Source organism: Arthrobacter oryzae (genome assembly GCF_030718995.1).
GTDB classification, from domain to species: domain Bacteria; phylum Actinomycetota; class Actinomycetes; order Actinomycetales; family Micrococcaceae; genus Arthrobacter; species Arthrobacter oryzae_C.
In genome coordinates this window covers 3011914-3031295 of sequence record NZ_CP132204.1, presented here as the reverse complement: position 1 = coordinate 3031295, position 19382 = coordinate 3011914, and the positions used below count along the sequence as shown (strand labels likewise).

General features: G+C 66.8%; 15 protein-coding genes and 1 tRNA gene. 4 read left to right on the top strand and 12 right to left on the bottom strand.

Going from position 1 to position 19382, the window contains the following annotated elements:
• Window positions 1–170: 170 nt before the first annotated feature.
• From pth to Q8Z05_RS13940, 5 genes are all read right to left on the bottom strand, one after another.
• On the bottom strand, window positions 171–755 hold the full coding sequence (pth, locus tag Q8Z05_RS13960) for an aminoacyl-tRNA hydrolase (RefSeq protein ID WP_305940213.1): 585 nt from the start codon (window positions 753–755) through the stop codon (window positions 171–173).
• Between the two features lie 92 nt (window positions 756–847).
• Window positions 848–1447, bottom strand: a complete 600-nt coding sequence (locus tag Q8Z05_RS13955; RefSeq protein ID WP_305940212.1) for a 50S ribosomal protein L25/general stress protein Ctc — start codon at window positions 1445–1447, stop codon at window positions 848–850.
• A gap of 221 nt (window positions 1448–1668) precedes the next feature.
• Entirely contained in the window at window positions 1669–2649 is a 981-nt protein-coding gene (locus Q8Z05_RS13950; protein ID WP_305940211.1) for a ribose-phosphate diphosphokinase, read from the bottom strand.
• A complete protein-coding gene (glmU, locus tag Q8Z05_RS13945) occupies window positions 2646–4172 on the bottom strand; it encodes a bifunctional UDP-N-acetylglucosamine diphosphorylase/glucosamine-1-phosphate N-acetyltransferase GlmU (RefSeq protein ID WP_305940210.1) in 1527 nt (508 codons plus the stop codon). Before glmU ends, Q8Z05_RS13950 begins: the two co-directional genes overlap by 4 nt.
• 92 nt (window positions 4173–4264) lie before the next feature.
• A tRNA-Gln gene (locus tag Q8Z05_RS13940) sits at window positions 4265–4336 on the bottom strand.
• Between the two features lie 200 nt (window positions 4337–4536).
• Here Q8Z05_RS13940 and Q8Z05_RS13935 point away from each other — a divergent pair.
• Entirely contained in the window at window positions 4537–5136 is a 600-nt protein-coding gene (locus tag Q8Z05_RS13935) for a TetR/AcrR family transcriptional regulator (protein WP_305943572.1), read from the top strand.
• Between the two features lie 155 nt (window positions 5137–5291).
• Here the strand turns inward: Q8Z05_RS13935 and Q8Z05_RS13930 are convergent, their stop codons facing one another.
• The 5 genes from Q8Z05_RS13930 to Q8Z05_RS13910 all read right to left on the bottom strand — a co-directional run bounded on the left by Q8Z05_RS13930 (window position 5292) and on the right by Q8Z05_RS13910 (window position 11634).
• Window positions 5292–7118, bottom strand: a complete 1827-nt coding sequence (locus tag Q8Z05_RS13930) for an ABC-F family ATP-binding cassette domain-containing protein (RefSeq protein ID WP_305940209.1) — start codon at window positions 7116–7118, stop codon at window positions 5292–5294.
• A 62-nt stretch (window positions 7119–7180) separates the two neighbouring features.
• The gene (locus tag Q8Z05_RS13925) at window positions 7181–8143 is read right to left on the bottom strand and encodes a 4-(cytidine 5'-diphospho)-2-C-methyl-D-erythritol kinase (protein ID WP_305940208.1); all 963 of its coding nucleotides are present in this window, start codon (window positions 8141–8143) and stop codon (window positions 7181–7183) included.
• A gap of 82 nt (window positions 8144–8225) precedes the next feature.
• Window positions 8226–9113 carry a 16S rRNA (adenine(1518)-N(6)/adenine(1519)-N(6))-dimethyltransferase RsmA gene (rsmA, locus tag Q8Z05_RS13920; RefSeq protein WP_305940207.1) on the bottom strand — a complete coding sequence of 296 codons (888 nt, stop codon included), beginning with the start codon at window positions 9111–9113 and terminating at the stop codon, window positions 8226–8228.
• Between the two features lie 184 nt (window positions 9114–9297).
• Window positions 9298–10476: a resuscitation-promoting factor gene (locus Q8Z05_RS13915; protein WP_305940206.1), complete on the bottom strand. Its 1179-nt coding sequence runs from the start codon at window positions 10474–10476 to the stop codon at window positions 9298–9300.
• A gap of 270 nt (window positions 10477–10746) precedes the next feature.
• Entirely contained in the window at window positions 10747–11634 is an 888-nt protein-coding gene (locus tag Q8Z05_RS13910; protein WP_305940205.1) for a TatD family hydrolase, read from the bottom strand.
• Window positions 11635–11823: 189 nt separating this feature from the next.
• Here Q8Z05_RS13910 and Q8Z05_RS13905 point away from each other — a divergent pair, with 189 nt between their 5' ends.
• Genes Q8Z05_RS13905 through Q8Z05_RS13895 form a run of 3 tightly spaced genes read left to right on the top strand, consistent with a single transcriptional unit; the run spans window position 11824 to window position 16864 of the window.
• The gene (locus Q8Z05_RS13905; protein ID WP_305940204.1) at window positions 11824–12942 is read left to right on the top strand and encodes an AAA family ATPase; all 1119 of its coding nucleotides are present in this window, start codon (window positions 11824–11826) and stop codon (window positions 12940–12942) included.
• Between the two features lie 14 nt (window positions 12943–12956).
• Complete coding sequence (locus tag Q8Z05_RS13900; protein ID WP_305940203.1) at window positions 12957–14357, top strand: DUF58 domain-containing protein; 1401 nt, start codon at window positions 12957–12959, stop codon at window positions 14355–14357.
• Window positions 14354–16864, top strand: a complete 2511-nt coding sequence (locus tag Q8Z05_RS13895) for a transglutaminaseTgpA domain-containing protein (protein ID WP_305940202.1) — start codon at window positions 14354–14356, stop codon at window positions 16862–16864. Before Q8Z05_RS13900 ends, Q8Z05_RS13895 begins: the two co-directional genes overlap by 4 nt.
• On the opposite strand, the gene Q8Z05_RS13890 is transcribed toward Q8Z05_RS13895, so the two are convergent.
• Window positions 16861–18360: an NAD-dependent succinate-semialdehyde dehydrogenase gene (locus tag Q8Z05_RS13890; RefSeq protein ID WP_305940201.1), complete on the bottom strand. Its 1500-nt coding sequence runs from the start codon at window positions 18358–18360 to the stop codon at window positions 16861–16863. The two genes, Q8Z05_RS13895 and Q8Z05_RS13890, sit on opposite strands and share 4 nt — an antisense overlap.
• 155 nt (window positions 18361–18515) lie before the next feature.
• Entirely contained in the window at window positions 18516–19358 is an 843-nt protein-coding gene (gene rsmI / locus Q8Z05_RS13885; protein WP_305943571.1) for a 16S rRNA (cytidine(1402)-2'-O)-methyltransferase, read from the bottom strand.
• Between the last annotated feature and the right edge of the window lie 24 nt (window positions 19359–19382).

Here is a 19382-nt window from a genome sequence, read left to right as displayed (position 1 = left end):
TTCCGATGCCGCCAAACGAGGCAACAAGGCCTTGAATGTGAAAATTACCATAGCAGGTATGGCTAAACAATTAGGCCGCATTTATGCAATTGGTTAACCAATTCCACTGCACCTACCGTGACCAGTCCCCCACCCGCAGGTTACCCTCTCACAGCGGTTTTGGGACAACGTTACTGAAGTGCCGTGTGAAATTTCTGCTGTGCGGACGCGAGTCCGTCCTTGACCACTGCCTCCACCGCATCGGCGGCGTCATCCAGCAGGAAAGGGAGCTCCTTCTTTTCGACGGTGGAGAAGTCCTTCAGGACGAAGTCGGCGGTGTCCATCCGTCCCGGCGGACGGCCCACGCCGACGCGGACCCGCAGGTATTCCTTGGTGGCCAGGGCTTTTGAAATGTCCCGCAGGCCGTTGTGTCCCCCCTCGCCTCCGCCGATCTTTAGTTTGACGGTGTTAAAGGGTATGTCGATTTCGTCATGGACCGCGACGACGTGTTCCGGATCGATGTCGTAGAACTTCGCCAGCGCGGATACCGGTCCCCCCGAGACGTTCATGTAGCTCATCGGCTTGGCCAGGACGATGCGGGGGCCCCCGATGCCGAGGCGGCCCTCCAGCACGTGGGCGCGTGCCCTGTGCACTTTGAAACTGCCGCCCACCCGGCGGGCCAGTTCATCGAGCACCATCTGGCCGACGTTGTGCCGGTTGTTGCTGTATTCGGTGCCGGGGTTGCCAAGGCCTACGATCAGCCAGGTGTCAGTCATGCGTCAATCCTAGGGTTAATCCAAACGGGCTTTTAACACGGCAGTGGCCGGGCCCCGACGGGGACCCGGCCACTGCTGAACCGGTTGCCGAATTACTCGGCTGCGGCCTCGGTGGCCCCGGAGGTTGCTTCCTCGGAAGCCTCTTCCTCGGTGACCTCGGTGGCCTCGGAGATGTTGACGACCAGGGATTCCGGGTCAGCCAGCAGGACGGAGCCCTTCGGCAGGACCAGGTCGGAGGCGTGGATGTGCTCGCCGGCTGCGCGGCCTTCGATGCTGACCTCGACGGCGGTGGGCAGGTGCGTCGCCTCGGCCTCGAGGGAAACAACAGTCATTTCCTGGTTGTAGACGTTGCCCGGAGCAAGCTCACCGGTCACGTGCACGGGAACGTCCACGGTGACTTTCTCGCCCTTGCGGACGGTGAGGAGGTCGATGTGCTCAACGATCTGCTTGATCGGGTCGCGCTGGACGTCCTTGACGATGGCCAGGTGGCCTTCGCCGTTGATGTCGAGGGAGAGCAGGGCGTTGGGCACGCGGACGGCCAGCGTGGTGGCCTTGGCCGGAAGGGTGATGTGGATCGGGTCTGCGCCGTGGCCGTAGATGACAGCCGGAATGAGGTTGGCCATGCGGGCGCGGCGTGCGAAACCCTTGCCGAATTCGGTGCGTACTTCTGCTGCGAGCTTCTGCTCAGACATGAATATCTCCTTGAATCTAAACGGTGTTCAGCAAGGGCGGAGGTCTGTTTGCGACCTTCAACGCCGGGGCGGCCCGTGGCCGGCCCTTCAAGAAGGGAGATTCAGACCCAGTCGATAACGGAGACTGCTCTCCCTCGCCAAGGTATCGTGGACCAGCTTACCAGCGTCGGGCCCCGTTACTGAAAACGGAGCCCGACGCCGGCGGGCTGAGGTCAGGGCCCTTAGGCGTTACCGTCGAAAAGGCTGGTGACGGAGCCGTCGTCGAACACTTCGCGGATGGCGCGTGCAATCAACGGTGCGATGGACAGCACTGTCAGCTGCGGGAAGCGCTTGTCGGCCGAAATGGGCAGGGTGTCGGTGACCACCACTTCGCGGGCGCCGGACTCGGCCAGCCGGCGGGCCGCCGGGTCGGAGAAGACAGCATGGGTCGCCGCGATGATGACGTCCTTGGCACCGGCGTTCTTCAGCACCTGGACAGCGCCGGAGATGGTTCCGCCGGTGTCGATCATGTCGTCGATCAGGACGCAGGTGCGGCCCTCAATCTGGCCCACGACGGTCTTGGAGACAGCCTGGTTGGGAACCGTGAGGTCACGGCTCTTATGGACGAAGGCCAACGGGGCCCCGCCGAGGCGCTCTGCCCACTGCTCGGCCACACGGACGCGGCCCGTGTCCGGCGAGACCACGGTGATGTTGTCCGCTGCCACCCGGGTGCGGATGTAGTCAGCCAGCAGCGGGATGGCCATGAGGTGGTCCACGGGGCCGTCGAAGAATCCCTGGATCTGTGACGTGTGCAGGTCAACGCTCATGATGCGATCCGCACCGGCGGTCTTGTACAGGTCGGCCACCAGACGGGCCGAAATCGGCTCGCGGCCGCGGCCCTTCTTGTCCTGGCGGGAATACGGGTAGAACGGCGAAACCACGGTGATGCGCTTGGCGGACGCCCGCTTCAGCGAATCAATCATGATCAGCTGTTCCATCAGGTGGTTGTTCAGCGGCGCGGGGTGCGCCTGGATCACGAAGGCGTCGGTGCCGCGGACGCTTTCCCCGGCGCGCACGTAGATTTCCCCGTTGGCAAAATCGTAGGCATCCACCGGCAGCAGTTCCGTACCCAGCTCCTTGGCGATCTCCCGTGCAAGCTCGGGGTGTGCCCGCCCAGCGGCGAGAACCAGTTTCTTCTCGCCGCGTGCCGTAATTTCGGTCATGATTGCTTGCCTTCTTCTGTAGATGCCGGGGTACTTGGAGAAACCTGGGACGGCTGAGCCGCTGCCGTTTCGCTGACCGGCGCCGTTGCCCCCGCGGCTTCGGCCAGTACTGCTGAGATGGAGCCCGGCCGGTGCGAGACGACCCAGCCCTCCGAGTTCCGCTGCCTGGCCACCGAAATGGCCAGGGCGCCGGCGGGCACGTCCTGGCGGATCACTGCCCCGGCGCCGCTGTAGGCGCCGTCGCCCACCTGGACCGGAGCAACGAAAACGGTATTGGAACCCGTGCGCACGCCCGAGCCGATCACCGTGCGGTGCTTGTTCTCGCCGTCGTAATTGGCTGTGATGTTGCCACAGCCGATGTTGGTGTCCTCGCCGATCTCCGCGTCGCCGGCGTAGCCCAGGTGCGACAGCTTCGAACCGCGGCCGATCCTCACGTTTTTGGTCTCGTAGAAGGCACCGATCTTCCCGGTCTCGCCCAGCACCGTTCCCGGGCGGAGGTAGGTAAACGGCCCGACGCTGGCGTTGGCCCCGATCGTGGCGCCGGATCCGTGCGTCCGGGTCACCTTGGCGCTCTCGCCCACAGCGACGTCGGTCAGCGTGGTGTCGGGGCCGACGACGGCGTCCCGCGCCACGGTCGTTGCGCCGTGCAGCTGGGTATTGGGCAGGATCCGGACGTCCTCTGCCAGCGTCACCGTGGAGTCGATCCAGGTGGTGGAAGGGTCCACTACCGTGACGCCCGCACGCATCCAGGCTTCGACAGTGCGGCGGTTGTGTTCGGCTCCCAGCGCGGAGAGCTGGACGCGGTCGTTGGCGCCTTCCACCTGCCAGCGGTCGGTGGTGACCACGGCGGCCACGCGCCCTCCGGCCGAACGGGCAAGCCCCAGGACGTCGGTGAGGTACATCTCGCCCTGCGCGTTGTCCGTGGTGACATGAGCCAACGCGTCGCGCAGGACAGCGGCGTCAAACGCGTAGATCCCCGAATTGATTTCGCGGATTTCACGTTCCTCGTCCGAGGCGTCCTTATGTTCGCGGATGCCGGTGACGGTGCCGTCGGCGGCGCGGAGGATGCGCCCATAACCGGCAGCATCGTCCAGGACAGCGGTCAGGACGGTGACGGCGTTGCGTTCGTGTTCGTGGATCAGGACGAGCTCGGCAAGCAGTTCCGCCGAGAGAAGGGGGACGTCGCCGTATGTGACCACCACGGTGCCGCTGAGCGGGCCGCCGGCGTCGAGGGCTTCCACCGCTGCTTGCACCGCGCGGCCGGTGCCGGGCACGTCATCCTGGTCAACGATCAGGGCTGCAGGATCGAGCGAGGACACGTGCGCTGCGACGAGGTCGCGCTCGTGCCGGACCACAATGGCCAACTGCCGGGGATCGATGGTGCGGGCGGCGCGCAGGGCATGGCCCACCAGCGACAGTCCGCCGATTTCGTGGAGGATCTTGGGGGTACGCGATTTCATCCGGGTACCGGCACCTGCAGCTAGGACGATGACGGCGGCGGGGCCGGTTGTCTCGGGGCTCACGTACAGGCTCTCCTTGCTTGGTGGATCTCAGTTGCGCGCACTTTCACACCTTGCCGGCCTGTTCCGGATACGTCACCCGTCAACAGCGGCAGTTCCGCCCATAGGATTCGAACCTATACTCCACGGCTCCAAAGGCCGGGGTGCTGCCATTACACCAGAGCGGACCGTGCCCGGGCCATGGCCCGGCGGCACGAGAACCAATTCTGCCACGAAGGTCGGCACGCGTGCGACTCGGTGCGCTCCTGCCAAGGCATTCCCCTTAAGGCATGATGGGACGGTGAGCAAGATCAACGGTGCACCCCAGGGTGCCGGAAACCATCCAGGCAGGCCCGTCAGGGCCCCCGGATACGTGCCCCGGCTCCGCATGACCGGGGCGCAGCGGCGCTCACAGCTGATCGAAATCGGACGCGGGCTTTTCGCGATCCGGGGCCTGGACGGCACCACGATCGAAGAGATTGCCGCTGCTGCCGGAGTGTCGAAGCCTGTGATCTACGAGCACTTCGGGTCCAAGGAAGGCCTGTACACCCAGGTGGTGGAGCATGAGTTCCGGATCCTGCTGGCAGCAATCAACGACGCCCTCACGGACGAAGCCAAGCCACGGGTCCAGGTGGAGCGGGCCGCGCTGGCGCTGCTGACCTACATCGAGGACCGCACCGACGGCTTCCGGATCCTGATGCGCGACGCCCCGCCGTCCCAGCCCGAAGGCGCTTTCTCCACCCTGCTCTCGCACGTCACCGCCCGGGTGGAGCACATCCTGTCCGACGAATTCGCCCGCCGCGGCTTCAGCGCCGCCGACGGCGCAATGTACGCCCAGATGCTGGTGGGAATGGTGGCGATGACCGGGCAGTGGTGGCAGGACAGCCGCACCCCGGACAAGCGTGCCGTGGCCGCGCACCTGGTGAACCTCGCCTGGAACGGCCTCACCGGCCTGCAGAAGGAACCGGAACTCCGCAGCGAGGCTTAGTGCGCACCTTCGCGGCGCAGGTGCCCTTCGCCGTCGCTTAGACACGACGCATAGGTGACGCTTCGGTCGCTGGGCGACCTTCACGCCACGATGCGCCGCGATGCGCGACTACGCGAAGGTCCCCCGCTCCGCTATTGCCGATAGTTCCGGGATACCTATTCGCCGAGGACTTCCAAGGCTTCGAGCCATTCGAGTTCCAGGGCTTCGCGTTCTTCGGCCAGGGCCTTGAGCTTTTTGTTGAGCTCGGCCATGGCGTCGAAGTCGTTGTCGGCCGTGCTCTTGACCATCTGGGCGTGGATCTTTTCTTCCTGCTGGGTCAGCTTGCCCAGCTGGCGGTCGATGCGGTTCTTCGCCTTGCGGGCGTCCCGCTTCTCGGCCTCCGAGGGGCCTGCGGCCGCGGGGGCCGCGCTGCCGCTGGCACCGATCACGGGGTTGCCGCCGCCGGTGATCGTGGAGCCGGCCAGCGCGCCTTCGCGCAGTTCCAAGTACTGGTCCACGCCGCGGGGCAGGGCGCGGATCTTGCCGTCGCCCAACAGCGCCATCTGGTGGTCCGTGACGCGCTCCAGCAGGTAGCGGTCGTGGCTCACCACAACGAGCGTGCCCGGCCAGCCATCCAGGACATCTTCGACGGCGGCGAGGGTGTCCGTGTCGAGGTCGTTGGTGGGCTCGTCGAGCATCAGCACGTTCGGCTCACCGACAAGGAGGCGCAGAAGCTGGAGCCGGCGGCGTTCGCCACCGGAGAGGTCCTTGACCGGTGTCCACTGCTTCTCGTTGGTGAAGCCCAGCTGTTCCACGAGCTGTCCTGCACTGAATTCCTTGCCGCCGACGTTGAAGGACCGCTTTTCGCGCTCAATCACTTCGATGACGCGCAGGTCCTTGACGTCGTCGAGTTCCTTGACCTCCTGGGTCAGCACGGCGGTGACAACCGTCTTGCCGCGCTTGACCTTGCCGGAGGTGGGCTCGATTTCGCCGTTGAGCAGCTTGAGCAGGGTGGTCTTGCCGGCGCCGTTGACGCCGACCAGTCCCAGCCGCTCCCCCGGCGCAAGGCGGAGGGTGATGTTGTCGAAGAGCTTCTGCCCTGGCTCGCCGCCGCGGAAGTCCAGGGAAACGTGCTCCAGGTCCAGCACGTCCTTGCCAAGGCGCGCCGTCGCCATCTTGCTGAGCGCCATCGAGTCGCGGGGCTCCGGGACATCGGCAATCAGCGCGTTGGCTGCCTCGATGCGGAACTTTGGCTTGGCCGTCCGGGCCGGGGCGCCGCGGCGCAGCCAGGCGAGTTCCTTTTTGACGAGCTGCTGGCGCTTGCTTTCCATGACCGAGGCCGAGCGGTCACGTTCGGCGCGGGCCAGGACGTAGGCCGCGTAGCCGCCCTCGAACGGGTCCATGATGCCGTCGTGGATTTCCCAGGTCTTGTTGCAGACTTCATCGAGGAACCAGCGGTCGTGGGTGACCACCAGGAACGCGCCCTGGTTGGCCCGCCAGCGGGTCTTCAGGTGGCGTGACAGCCAGGCGACGCCTTCGACGTCGAGGTGGTTGGTGGGCTCATCGAGCATGATCACGTCATGGTCTTCGATCAGCAGCTTCGCCAGGGCCACGCGCCGTTTCTGGCCGCCGGAGAGCGCGTGCACGTTGGCGTGCCAGTCGACGTCGGACACCAGTCCGCCCATGACCTCGCGGATCTGCGGGTTGCGGGCCCACTCGTAGTCGGCTTGGTCGCCGACGATGGCGGCGCCGACCGTCAGGTCGCCGTCGAGCACATCGCTCTGGTCCAGGTAGCCGATGTTGACCTCGCTGCGCTTGGTCACCCGTCCCGAATCCGGCGTGGAGCGCATCGCCAGAAGGCGCATGAGGGTGGACTTGCCGTCGCCGTTGCGGCCCACCATGCCGATCCGGTCACCCTCTTCAAGGCCGAGGGTAACGCCGTCGAGGACGGTGCGGGTTGCATACGAGACCGTGAGGTTCTCGCCGCCGAGCAGGTGAGCCACTGGGAACTGCTTTCTTCGGTGGAAATTCGTTGAACATAAGGGGGCGACCGGAGTCGGAAGTACTAAAGGAGCGTATCGGAGATGATGCGCGCCCCGGGCACCGGCCCGTGGACGGCGAGGGCATTCAGGCCATGATGGCTGAGTTCCTCGGCGAGGCCGGCAGCCGCCGCGGGATTGTGCGTCAGCAGGGCCACCGTGGGGCCGGAGCCTGACACAAGACCGGCGATGGCTCCGCACGATTCGCCAAGTCCAAGGGTATCCCGGAGGCCCGGCGCCAGCTCAATGGAGGCCCTTTGGAGGTCGTTGACCAGGACCCGGCTGAGCGCATCCGCATCGCCGCTGCGCAGCGCCTGCAGGATCTTCGGATCCACGGCGGTGGGTTCCTCCACGGCGACGCCTTCTGCAAGCCGGAGCCGGTCCAGGGTCCGGAACACCTCCGGTGTTGACAGCCCGTAGTCAGCGGTGACCAGGACCCAGTCCATTTGCGCTTTGGCCAGCGCGGGCGACAGCTCGTCGCCCACACCCAGCCCGACTGCCGTGCCGCCAAGCAGGGAGAACGGGACGTCGGCGCCGAGTTCTGCGGCCAGGTGGGCGAGCTCATCGCGGGACAGCCCGCTGTTCCAGAGGGCGTCGCAGGCCAGCAGCGTGGCTGCCGCGTCGGCTGAGCCCCCGCCCATGCCGCCGGCCACCGGGACCCGCTTGGTGATTTCCAAGTGGACGCCGGTGGAGTGTTCGGACACGTCGGCCATGATGGCGGCCGCCTTGTACGCGAGGTTCCGTTCGTCGAGCGGGATGTCAACGTCTGCCAGGTCCAGCGTGCTGGCCGGACTGATGCTGACCGTGATGCCTTCTGTGCCGGTACTGGTGGCGGCCACTTCCTCGTAGAGGGACACCGCCAGGTAGACACTGGCGACGGAATGGTAGCCGTCCTCACGCAGCGGGCCCACATCCAGCGAGACGTTGATTTTGCCGGGAGCCTTGACCCGGACCGTCCTCGCGGCAAAGCGCCCTCTCACTGCGTTCATGAGTCCAAGCTATGGCATGGCGGCATCAGGCTCCAAGCATGCGACTCCCGGGAGACGCCGAAGGCGGCGGTGGCCCCGGACCTCAACCCTGCGAGGCCTGGCGGGCTTCGGCAATGCGTGCGAAGGCTGCGATGTCGATCACTTCGCCGCGGGCGGTGGGATCGACGCCCGCCGCGAGCAGGCAGCGTTCGGCTTCCGCCGCGCTTCCGGCCCACCCGGCCAGGGCGGCCCGCAGGGTCTTCCGGCGCTGGGCAAAGGCGGCATCAATCACGGCGAAGACTTGTTCGCGGGTCGCCGAAGTCACCGGCGGCTCACGGCGGGTGAAGGCCACGAGCCCCGAATGGATCTTGGGTGCCGGCCAGAAGACGTTCATCCCGATCACGCCCGCCTTGCGCATGCTGCTGTACCAGGCTGCCTTCACTGACGGCACGCCATACGTCTTGGATCCGGGGCCGGCCGCCAGGCGGTCCGCCACCTCGTCCTGCACCATGACCAGGCCGTGCCGCAGGCTCGGGAAGTGCTGCAGCAGGTGGAGCACCACCGGGACCGCCACATTGTACGGGAGGTTCGCCACAAGGGCTGTGGGCTCCGCCGGCAGTTCGGTCACTTTCATGGCGTCTGCCAGCACCAGGTGGAAGTCTTTGGCGGCTTCGGGGCGCCACTGCTGCACCGTGCCCGGCAGCTTGGCTGCAAGGACGGGATCGATTTCGACGGCGACAACGGTTTTGGCGGCGTCGAGCAGTCCGAGCGTCAGGGAACCGAGTCCGGGTCCGACCTCCAGGACGGTCTCATCGGCGTGAATGTCTGCAGCAGCCACGATCCGGCGGATGGTATTGCCGTCGATCACGAAATTCTGGCCCAGCGTCTTCGTGGGGCGGACCCCGATTTCCTCGGCGAGCCGGCGGACATCGGAGGCGCCGAACAATGGTGCGGGCGCGGTGCCGGAGGCGGCGGGGGTCGGTTCAGTCACCTAGGTATCCTATCCCGTTGCCTCCAAGCTCCCGCTGGCCTGCGCTGCAGCGGCCTGTGCAGAGCTCCGCCGGGGACGGCGAAAGGCCGGGTCCGGATAAAATCCGGACCCGGCCTTCAAACTTCCGCGGCGGTGGTCAGCTGCCGCAGCAGTCAGTCGCAGCGCCTGCCAGCTGGAGTGCCTGCTAGCTGGTGGCTGCCCAGCCGCAGCCCCAGGGCTGGAGGCCGCGCTGCGCGTAGACGCGGTTGGCGATGTCGATCTGCTGGGCTTTTGTTGCGAGGCTGGCGTTGGGTGCATATGCCCCGCCGCCGGCGCCGAGCCAGGTCTGGATGTCGAACTGCAGGCCGCCGTAGTAGCCGTTACCGGAGTTGATGGACCAGTTACCGGTGGATTCGCACTGCGCGATCTTGTCCCACATGGCTTCGTTCATCATGGCGGGAGCCGCTGCACCGGTGTTCGCGCCGGCAGCTTCGGCCTTGGGCTTTTCCTTGGTCCCCACCAGGACCTTTTCGGTCACAGGCTGGAGGGAAACAGTCTCGGAGACGAGGGTCCGTGAGGCTTCGCGGCCGTCCACCAGAACCAGCTTGAAGTTCTTGTCCACCTTGCCGGCGACGCCCGCCTGGGTGACCTCTTTCTCGCCCACAAACAGTTCGGCGCTTTCGGAGCTCAGGGTCTCGAAGGGAACGTCTTCGGAGGTGGTGGCAGTCTTCGAGGAATCCACCCGGGACACCTTGATGGCCATGTCGTTGACGACGTGCGCGTTGCGGGGCTGGGACAGGCGGTCGCCGGCCCCGACAGTCACCCCGGCGTCCTTGAGGACTTCGGCCACGGTGGCCGCCGTCGTGGTCGTCTTGGAGGCCTTGCCGTCCGCCAGGATACTGACGGTCTTGGGCGTGGAGATGGCCACGAAGGAACCGGAGACGGCCAGCTGGGCGTCCTTGGGTACGGAGACTTCCGAGGCACTGGCGACGCCAAGCTCGGTGACCAGGCCTTCGACGTTCGCGGACGTGGTGTTGATCGTTTTCTCGGCCCCGTCGAGGCTGATCTTCACGGCTTTGGCCAGGTTGACGTTGATGACAGAGCCATCCTCCACGCGGGCGTCCGCCGCCGGGGATACCCGGTCTGCGGGCTGCAGCTCCACCTTGGCACTCTTGACCACTTGGCCCACGGTCCCGCCGAACGTCTGCACGGAGCTGACTTTCCCGTCCACATTCAGGGTGACTGTCTTGTTGTTGCCGACGAAAGCCACCAGGCCCAGCACGAGTGCCGAGAGCACCACCAGCTGGGCGCCGACCTTGACGAAACTGAATTTACCGTCCGAAGTGAAGAACTTGACCACGATTGCCCGTAACTCTAGGACCATCCGGGCACGGGGAAAAACGCACATCACCCACCGACGCAAACACCCTCAGGGCAACTCCGGACATGGTCCGGATGTTTGCAGCAGACGTGTGCGCCGCCAAGCTCAGGACTCCGCATACCCGCCTCTCGGCAGGTCCGGAACTGAGCGAAATTATCCGAAGGCCTTCCCCGACCCCGGCTAATAGTTTTCCACTGTAACCGAAGCGTTATAAAGCAGCCAAGATTTTGTGCATACCTGGTATTCCTGAGGGTCGCCTGAGTGACGCCCGTGTCAGTCCCAGGTTCCGTATGCCCGCAGGGAATTTTGGGCTATTTGAGCACAAATGTCGGACAAATCAGCGCTTGTCAACTCGGCCATGGCCCGAACCGTGTGCGGGATCAGGTAACTGGCATTCGGCCGGCCGCGGAACGGGTGCGGGGTCAGGAAGGGCGCGTCCGTTTCCACCAGGACCCGGGCAGGATCGGCAATCACAAGCGCTTCGCGCAGGTTGGCCGCGTTCTTGAACGTCACCGTGCCGGCGAAGGACATGTACCAGCCTTCGGTATTGCAGGTCCGGGCGAGCTGTTCATCTCCGGAGAAACAGTGGAACACCACCCGCTCCGGGGCGCCCTCTTCGCGCAGGACCTGGACCACGTCGTCGTGGGCGTCACGGTCGTGAATCTGCAGCGTCAGGCCGAGCCGCCTGGCAATGTCGATGTGGCGGCGGAACGAGTACCGCTGGTGTTTCAGCCCCTCCCCCTCGGTACGGAAGAAATCCAGGCCCGTCTCACCAATGGCGCGGATCCTGGGGTGCGCCGCCAGAGCTTCGATCTCAGCCAGCGCATCCTCCAGCTCCCCCCGGGCGGCGTAATCCGGCGCGTCGTTGGGGTGGATAGCCACCGCGCCGAGCAGCCGCTGGTCCAGGTCAACGGCCTGCACCGTGAATCTTGACGACTCAAGGTCGCAGCCAACCTGCACCGCTCCCTGCACGCCCACCGAGGCAGCAACGTCCAGGGCGGCGGACACGTCCACCGTCACGTCTCTGTTCGGAAAGTCCAGGTGCGTGTGGTTGTCCATCACCGGGACCGGCAGCGGCTCCGGTGCGGGCGGATAGCCGTGCCGGCCGGAGCCGTCGCTTCCGGGCGCGCGAAACGGGGCTGGCGTCAACGGGGTGTTCATCCTCCTACCCTAGCTTCCTGCCCGGGCCCCTGCAGGCACTCCGGATCCCGCCGGGAAATACCGGAACTCTCTGTCAGCTCCGGCAGTTGTGTTAGTAGTCTGGTAGGCATACGGGCGAACGCCCGACGGCGGGCGCCGGCACTTCCTGCCAACCCGTGCCAGGCTTCCCCCAGGTCTGAAAGGCTGCCGATGGACTCCCACAGACGCACCACAGTAGATGAAGCCCTCCCGGAACAGCAGGGCTTCCCCGAACGTGCGGGAGTGGTGGGAAACCAGCTGAACGGAAGCCGGCCGCCGGCAATGGACGCGCAGGCCTTCCATGCCGCCAGCGAGCGCATCCTGTCGGCCATCAACACGGTGATCGACGGCAAGGCAGAGGCCGCCAAGCTGGCGCTCACGGTGCTCCTGGCCCAGGGACACCTGCTCCTCGAGGATGTTCCGGGCGTGGGCAAAACGCTGCTCGCGAAAACGCTCGCCCGCACCATCGACTGTTCGGTCAGCAGGATCCAGTTCACGCCTGATCTCCTTCCCTCCGATGTGACCGGCGTTTCCATCTACAACCAGGCCTCGCGGCTGTTCGAATTCAGGCCGGGCGCCGTGTTCGCCAATATTGTCATCGGGGACGAGATCAACCGCGCCTCGGCCAAGACGCAGTCCGCGCTGCTGGAGTGCATGGAGGAGCACCAGGTCACCGTGGACGGGGACTCGTACAAGCTGGATGAGCCCTTCATGGTGGTGGCAACCCAGAACCCCATTGAGATGGAAGGAACCTATCCCCTGCCGGAAGCGCAGCGGGACCGGTTCATGGCACGGATCTCCATGGGTTATCCGGACCAGGACTCCGAGATCGAGATGCTGGAGACGCACCAGGCGACATCGCCGCTGACCAGGGTCACCGCCGTCGTCACCTCCGCGGATGTGGCGGCCATGATCGCCACCGTCCAGCGGGTCTACGTGTCGCAGGCAGTCAAGGAGTACACCGTGTCCATCGGGCGCGCCACCCGCGAGAGTGCCATGCTCCGGCTCGGTGCCAGTCCCCGGTCTATGCTGCAGCTGCTGCGGGCAGCGAAGGCGACCGCCGCGCTGGAGGGCCGGGACTTCGTGCTCCCCGACGACGTCGTCAGCGTGGCCGAATCCGTGCTTGCCCACCGGATCATCCTTGACCGCAAGGCGGCCAGCACGGGTGAGACTCCGCACAGCGTCATCCGCAGTATCCTCGGGAAGCTTCCGGTACCGCAGGAGATGTCCGCTGCACCGTCCCGGACGCCGGGCACGCGCGGCGGACCGGACCTGCGGCCCGCCCGCTAGCCGACGGCGCCACGATGGCCCTCACGGACAGGCTCCCCGGACATCTTTTCAGCACACGCGGCTGGGGGATGCTGGCTGCCGGAGTGGTTTCCCTGCTGGCCGCGCAGGTCATGGGCCGCCGGGACATGCTCACGCTGGGCGTCCTGCTGATAGTCCTCCCGCTGGTCTCCCTCGCTGGAATCCGTATCCTGAAGCCCCGGTTCAAGGTGTACCGGGAGTTCAACCCCGCCAGCGTGGAAACTTCGTCGACAACCACCGTTCGGCTTGCGGTGGCCCGGACCGGCGTGGCTGCCGGACAGGTGGTCATGGAGGAACGCCTTCCCTCCCGCTTCGGAGAGTCGCCCGCGTTCAGGTTTCCGTCCCGCTCGGCCGTCGGCGGGACCAGCCGCTATGAGTACCACCTCCGTTCCGGGAAACGGGGGCAGTTTGTTATCGGACCGGTGACCGCGGAGTTCACCGACCCCTTCGGCCTCTCGCTGCACCGCCACGCGATCGACGACGGCGACACGCTCACGGTGACGCCCGCCGCCGTCGAACTCCCCGCGACGGGACTGGCCGGCGCCCGCGGCAACGACGGCGTCACCGCCACGCGGATCCGGGCCAATCCCAGCGACGACGACGTCATGACGCGCGAGTACCGCCATGGCGACCCCATGCGGCGGGTGCACTGGGCCGCGACGGCCAGGCACGGCGCCCTGATGGTGAGGCAGGAAGAATCCGTGACCACTCCGGAGGCCACCATCATCCTGGACCAGCGGTGGACGGCGTTTGCGCGCGGACCGGGCGCCGCCTATTCCGCCACCTCCGGCCAGGACGGCCACGACCTGGTGACCAGCGATACCTTCGAATGGGCGGTAACGGCCGCCATGTCGGTCAGCGCCCACCTGGCGGAACGGAACTATGCCTTGCGCTTCCTCGATCCGGCAGGAGAGCCTGCGTTCCTGCATTCGCCCTCGGCCCCCGAACCTGAGGCCGAGGAATACACCGGGTCCGCCGGCCTGCAGTCCATCGCCGAGAGCCTGGCGGCGATTCAACTCTCCGGCGCACACCATGCCGCCCACCATGCGCCTGCCGAATCAGCGCCGCACCCCTTCGATGACCGGCTCATGGACAAGCTCTCAGCACACCGCCAGCGCGGACCCGTCATGGCCATCCTGGGACATCTGCAGGCGGCAGAGGCACGCTCGCTGGCCGGCGCCGCCGGGTTCGGGGCCAACGCGTTCGCGATGATCGTCACCGACCATCCGGGCGAGTGCCAGGATGCCGTTGAATCGCTGAGGTCGGGAGGCTGGCGGGCAGTGGCCGTTTCCCCCGGAACATCAGTGCCGGCGGCGTGGTCCTTTTTCGACCAGCGCGATGCGGCCGCCGCCACGGCCGCCGCAGACGTCCGCCGCGGAACGGGAGATTCCCGATGACCTTAACCCCGCAACGGCGTTCCGGTCCCGGCCAGGAGGCCGGCCGCAGACCCGAAGTCGTTACACCGTCACAGACTCCGGCCGCACGGTCGCGTCGGGCCGGGGCGCAGCCGTGGGTCATGGCTGCCGCGGTCGCCCTTGCTGTCGCCGGCGCGGCCCTCTCCCTGAACGGCGTGCTGCGGGGATGGGCCTGGTACCCTCCGGTGCTGACCACGGTCTGCGTTGTTGCCCTGGCCATGGCGGCCCTGAGGTGGCTGCGGGCGCAACCGTTCCTCGTGGCGCTGGGCGGCTTCGCGTCCCTCGTTTTCATCCTGACCTTCACGTTCTTCCGCAGGTACAGCATTGCCGGGTTCATTCCGTCCGGGGACACCATGGAGCAACTCGGCAGGTACCTGCGGCGGGCCAGCGAGACCGTCCTGGCTGAAAGCTCCCCGGTTGCGCCCAACGCCGGCATAGTCCTAGTCACCTGCGCGGTCCTGGGGCTGGTGGTCATCCTGGTTGATGCCCTCGCTGTGCCATTGGCCCTGCCGGCAACCAGCGGGCTGGGCCTCGTGGCTATCCTGGTGGTGCCGGCCATGGTCAAACCGCAAAGCGTGGGCCTCTGGGGATTCGCCGCTGCCGCGGCCGGCTACCTGATGATCCTCGCCTGCAGCCAGTGGTTCGCCCCGGACAACCGCACCCCGGCCGACACCGCCCGCAATCCGGGACAGTTCCGCCGCGCTGCCATCACCGGCGGCATAGCTCTGGTGATCACGCTGCTCCTCCCCCTTGCCGTTCCGGGCTTCGACCAGGGCACCTTCCCGCAAGGTTCACGGCTGAATCCGTGGGGTTCGTCCACCGGACTGAACCCCATGATCAGCCTGGGCAACAGCTTGCGGAGCCCCACCGGTGACGGGCGCATCACCTATGCCACCAGCGGCAGCAGGCCGCCGTACCTGCGGTCCGTCACCGTAGACCGGTTCGACGGCGACTCGTGGTCACCGGACGACCGCGACGCTTCCCGCCGGGTGGGGGTCGGGAGGATGGACACGGGAAACGAGATCCTGGCTGACGAGCAGCTACGCCAGGTGACGGCAGTCAACACCGGCCGTTTCACCAGCCCGTACCTGCCGGTCCCGTACGCTCCGGATGCCGTCAACGGCCTGGATGGACGCTGGAGCTGGGATCCGGCCACGCTGAGCATCAAGGGAGTGGACACGAACTCGCGGAACCAGCAGTACCTGGTGCAGTCCACCTCCCCCCGACTCACGCCGGAGCTCCTGTCCCGGTCCTCGGCGCCCGTACGCGGGATCCCGGAGGAGTTCATCCGGCCGCCCAACAACGTTCCGGACATTGTGCGAAGCACGGCCGACACCGTGACCGAGGGAAGCGGGACCGCGTATGCCAAGGCGATGGCCATCCAGAACTACCTGCGCTCGGTCGAATTCACGTACTCACTTCAGTCCCCGGTCCAGGGCGGCTACGACGGCAACGGGCTCTCCGTCCTCGCGGACTTCCTGACTCAAAAGAGCGGCTACTGCATCCATTTCGCGTCGGCCATGGCGGTCATGGCCCGGCTGGAAGGGATCCCCAGCCGCATTGCCGTCGGGTACGCCCCGGGGCGGGCCACAGGTGCCACGGTTTCGGTTCCCGGTCAGGGCGCGCTGACCGAATACGAAGTTGATTCCCGGGATGCGCACGCGTGGCCGGAGCTCTACTTCCAGGGCCTCGGCTGGGTTGCCTTTGAACCCACCCCTTCCCGTGGTGTGGTGCCGGACTACGCGTCGCAGGCTTTCACTCCGGGTGGTGCCAGCACCAACGAAAACAACGATGACCTTGTCCCCTCCAACGCTGCCACGCCGCCGGCAACACCGGGCGCCACACAGGCTCCGTTGCCCGGACTGGACTCGGCGGGAGAAGCAGGGCATCCGCTGACGATGCCGCTGTACGCAGGCGCAGGCATCCTGGTCCTCGCCCTGATCGCTGCGTCACCACGGCTGCTGCGCGCGGGCCTGCGGACCCGGCGGCTCAGGGGCGCACCACACGCCGGCGGCAACACGGCGGACGCAGCCTGGGCCGAACTGCGGGACCTGGCCACCGACTATGGACTGGCACCCGGCCTCAGTGAAACTCCCCGGCACTTCTCCAGCCGGCTTCGCGGTTCGGGTGCGCTTGGCGAACCGGACCGGCCGGACGACGCAGGCGCCAGCGCGGTGGCGTCACTCACCGCCGATTATGAACGCCAGCAGTATGGCCGGCCGGCCGCCGGGTCCGGCGTGCCTCCCGGGGCCTCGGGGCCGTCCGCTGCGGACAGGATCGCCGCGATCCAGGCATCCCTGCGGAGGCACGCACGGCCTGCCCGGCGGTTACGGGCTGAGTGGCTGCCGCCGTCGGTCATGAACCGCTGGGGGCGCAGCGCCTCCGCACCGTTCCGCGGCATAACGCGGGGCGCCGCCATCACGGCGCAGGCCGCCGCGCGGTTCTGGCGGACGGTGCGCGACGGCCTGCGGAGGCTGCGGCAGGGCTAGCCTGCGTAGGGGTCGGCGATACCGATGTACTGGGTGTAGAGGTATTCCTCGATACCCTCGAGGCCGCCTTCACGGCCCAGGCCGGACTGCTTGACGCCGCCGAACGGGGCGGCCGCGTTGGACACGACACCGGCGTTCAGGCCCAGCATGCCGGTCTCAAGGCGTTCGCCCATCCGGATGCCGCGGTTCAGGTCGCGGGTAAAGACGTAGGCCACAAGGCCGTATTCGGTGTTGTTGGCCAGGCGGACGGCCTCGTCCTCGCTGTCGAAGGTGATGATCGGGGCCACGGGCCCGAAGATCTCTTCGGACAGGATGCGGGTGCCCTCGGTGACGCCCTTGAGGATGGTGGGCTGGTAGAAATAGCCCGGCCCGTCCACCGGCCCGCCGCCGGCCACGGCCACCGCACCGGAGTTCACGGCGTCGGTGACCAGCTCATGGACCTTGTCCCGGCTCTTCGCATCGATCAGCGGGCCCACTTTGGACTCCGGTTCGGTGCCGCGCGCCGTGGTCATCTCCGCCATTTTCGCGGCGAACTTCTCCGCGAACTCGTCCGCGACGGACTCGTGCACGATGAACCGGTTCGCCGCGGTGCAGGCCTCACCCATGTTCCGCAGCTTCGCCAGCATGGCCCCGGCCACGGCCGCATCGATGTCGGCGTCCTCGAAGACCACGAACGGGGCGTTGCCGCCGAGTTCCATCGAGGTTCGCAGCACCGTCTCGGAGGCGTCGGAGAGCAGGCGGCGGCCCACTTCGGTGGAACCGGTGAAGGAGAGTTTCCGCAGCCGGGAGTCCTTGATCAGCGGACCGGTCGTGGCCCCCGCCGTTGAGGTCGGGATAACGTTCAGCACACCGGCGGGCAGGCCGGCTTCCTGCATCACGGCGGCGAACAGCTGGGAGGTCAGCGGAGTCAGGTTGGCCGACTTGAGCACCATGGTGCAGCCGGCAGCGACGGCCGGGGCAATCTTGCGGGTGGCCATCGCCAGCGGGAAGTTCCACGGGGTGATCAGCAGGCACGGGCCCACGGGCTTCTTTGTCACGAGCAGCCGGGACTTCCCGTCCGGGGACACGGAGTAGCGGCCGAACGCGCGGACGGCTTCCTCGGAGAACCAGCGCAGGAACTCGGCACCGTAGGTCACCTCGCCGCGGGCCTCGGCCAGCGGCTTGCCCATTTCCAGGGTCATCAGCAGTGCGAAGTCCTCGGCCCGGGCGGTGACCATCTCGAAGGCGCGGCGCAGGATTTCCCCGCGCTCACGCGAAGGGACCTTGGCCCAGGAGTCCTGGGCGGCAGCGGCGGCGTCGAGGGCAGCCCTGCCGTCCTCTGCGCCCGCGTCAGCGATGCTGAGCAGGACCTTGCCCGTGGCGGGGTCCTCGACGTCGAACGTCTTTCCGGATGCGGACGGGCGCCATTCGCCGTTGATCAGCAGTCCGGTGGGAACAGAGGCCAGCAGCTCGCTCTCGCGCTCCGCAGTAACAGTGGGCTGTGCAGTTGCAGTCACGATGACTCCCTCGTCAGCAATTCGGGTTGGGGATGGGTTCAGCACTTGGCTGCTTTACAGCCACGGTACTGCCGGGCGCTCGGGAGCGTCTATGCATGCGCGCACTACGCACCCCGGAGTTTGCTGTGCAGCTGCACAAGCCCGGAGTCCGGCCTCTAGCGGGCCGCCAGGACCGCGGAATAGAGTTCCCGCTTACTGACTTTGGCGTCGTCCGCGACGGCCGCCACGGCTTCCTTCAGCCTGATGCCCTGGGCAATCAGACCGTTGACGGCGGCCACATGGTCCTCCGGCTTGCCCGGTTCACGCTCCGGGGCACCGCCCACCACCACGGCAATCTCACCGCGCACCTCGTTGCTTTCCGCCCATTGGAGCAGATCCCCCAGCGTGCCGCGGATGACTTCTTCATAGGTCTTGGTCAGCTCACGGCAGACTGCTGCCGGGCGGTCGCCGCCGAACCGCTCGCGCAGCGCCCGGAGCATCGGTTCCAGCCGGTGGGGCGCCTCGAAGAAAACCATGGTCCGGCGTTCGGCGTCGAGTTCGGACAGCCGGGAGGCACGTTCGCCCGCCTTGCGGGGAAGGAATCCCTCAAAACAAAATCGGTCCGTGGGGAGCCCGGACAGCGCGAGTGCTGTCAGGACCGCGGACGGCCCCGGCACGGCGGTGACCGTCAGGCCGGCCGCCACCGCACCCTCGACAAGCCGGAACCCCGGATCCGAGACGGACGGCATTCCAGCGTCGGTGACCATCACGAGGGTCTTGCCGGCCCGCACCTGATCCAGGAGTTCGGCGGTCTTCGCAGCCTCGTTGTGTTCGTGGTAGCTGATGATCCTTCCGGCCACGGTTACGCCGAGGTTCTGCACCAGCCGGTGCAGGCGCCGGGTGTCTTCGGCGGCAACGATGTCAGCCGTTGTGAGGAGTTCGACAAGCCGCGGGGAGGCGTCGCCGACATTGCCGATGGGCGTCGCTGCGAGCACGATCCTGCCCGGCCTTCCATCCACGGGGCCGGCCCCCGGCTCCGTAGC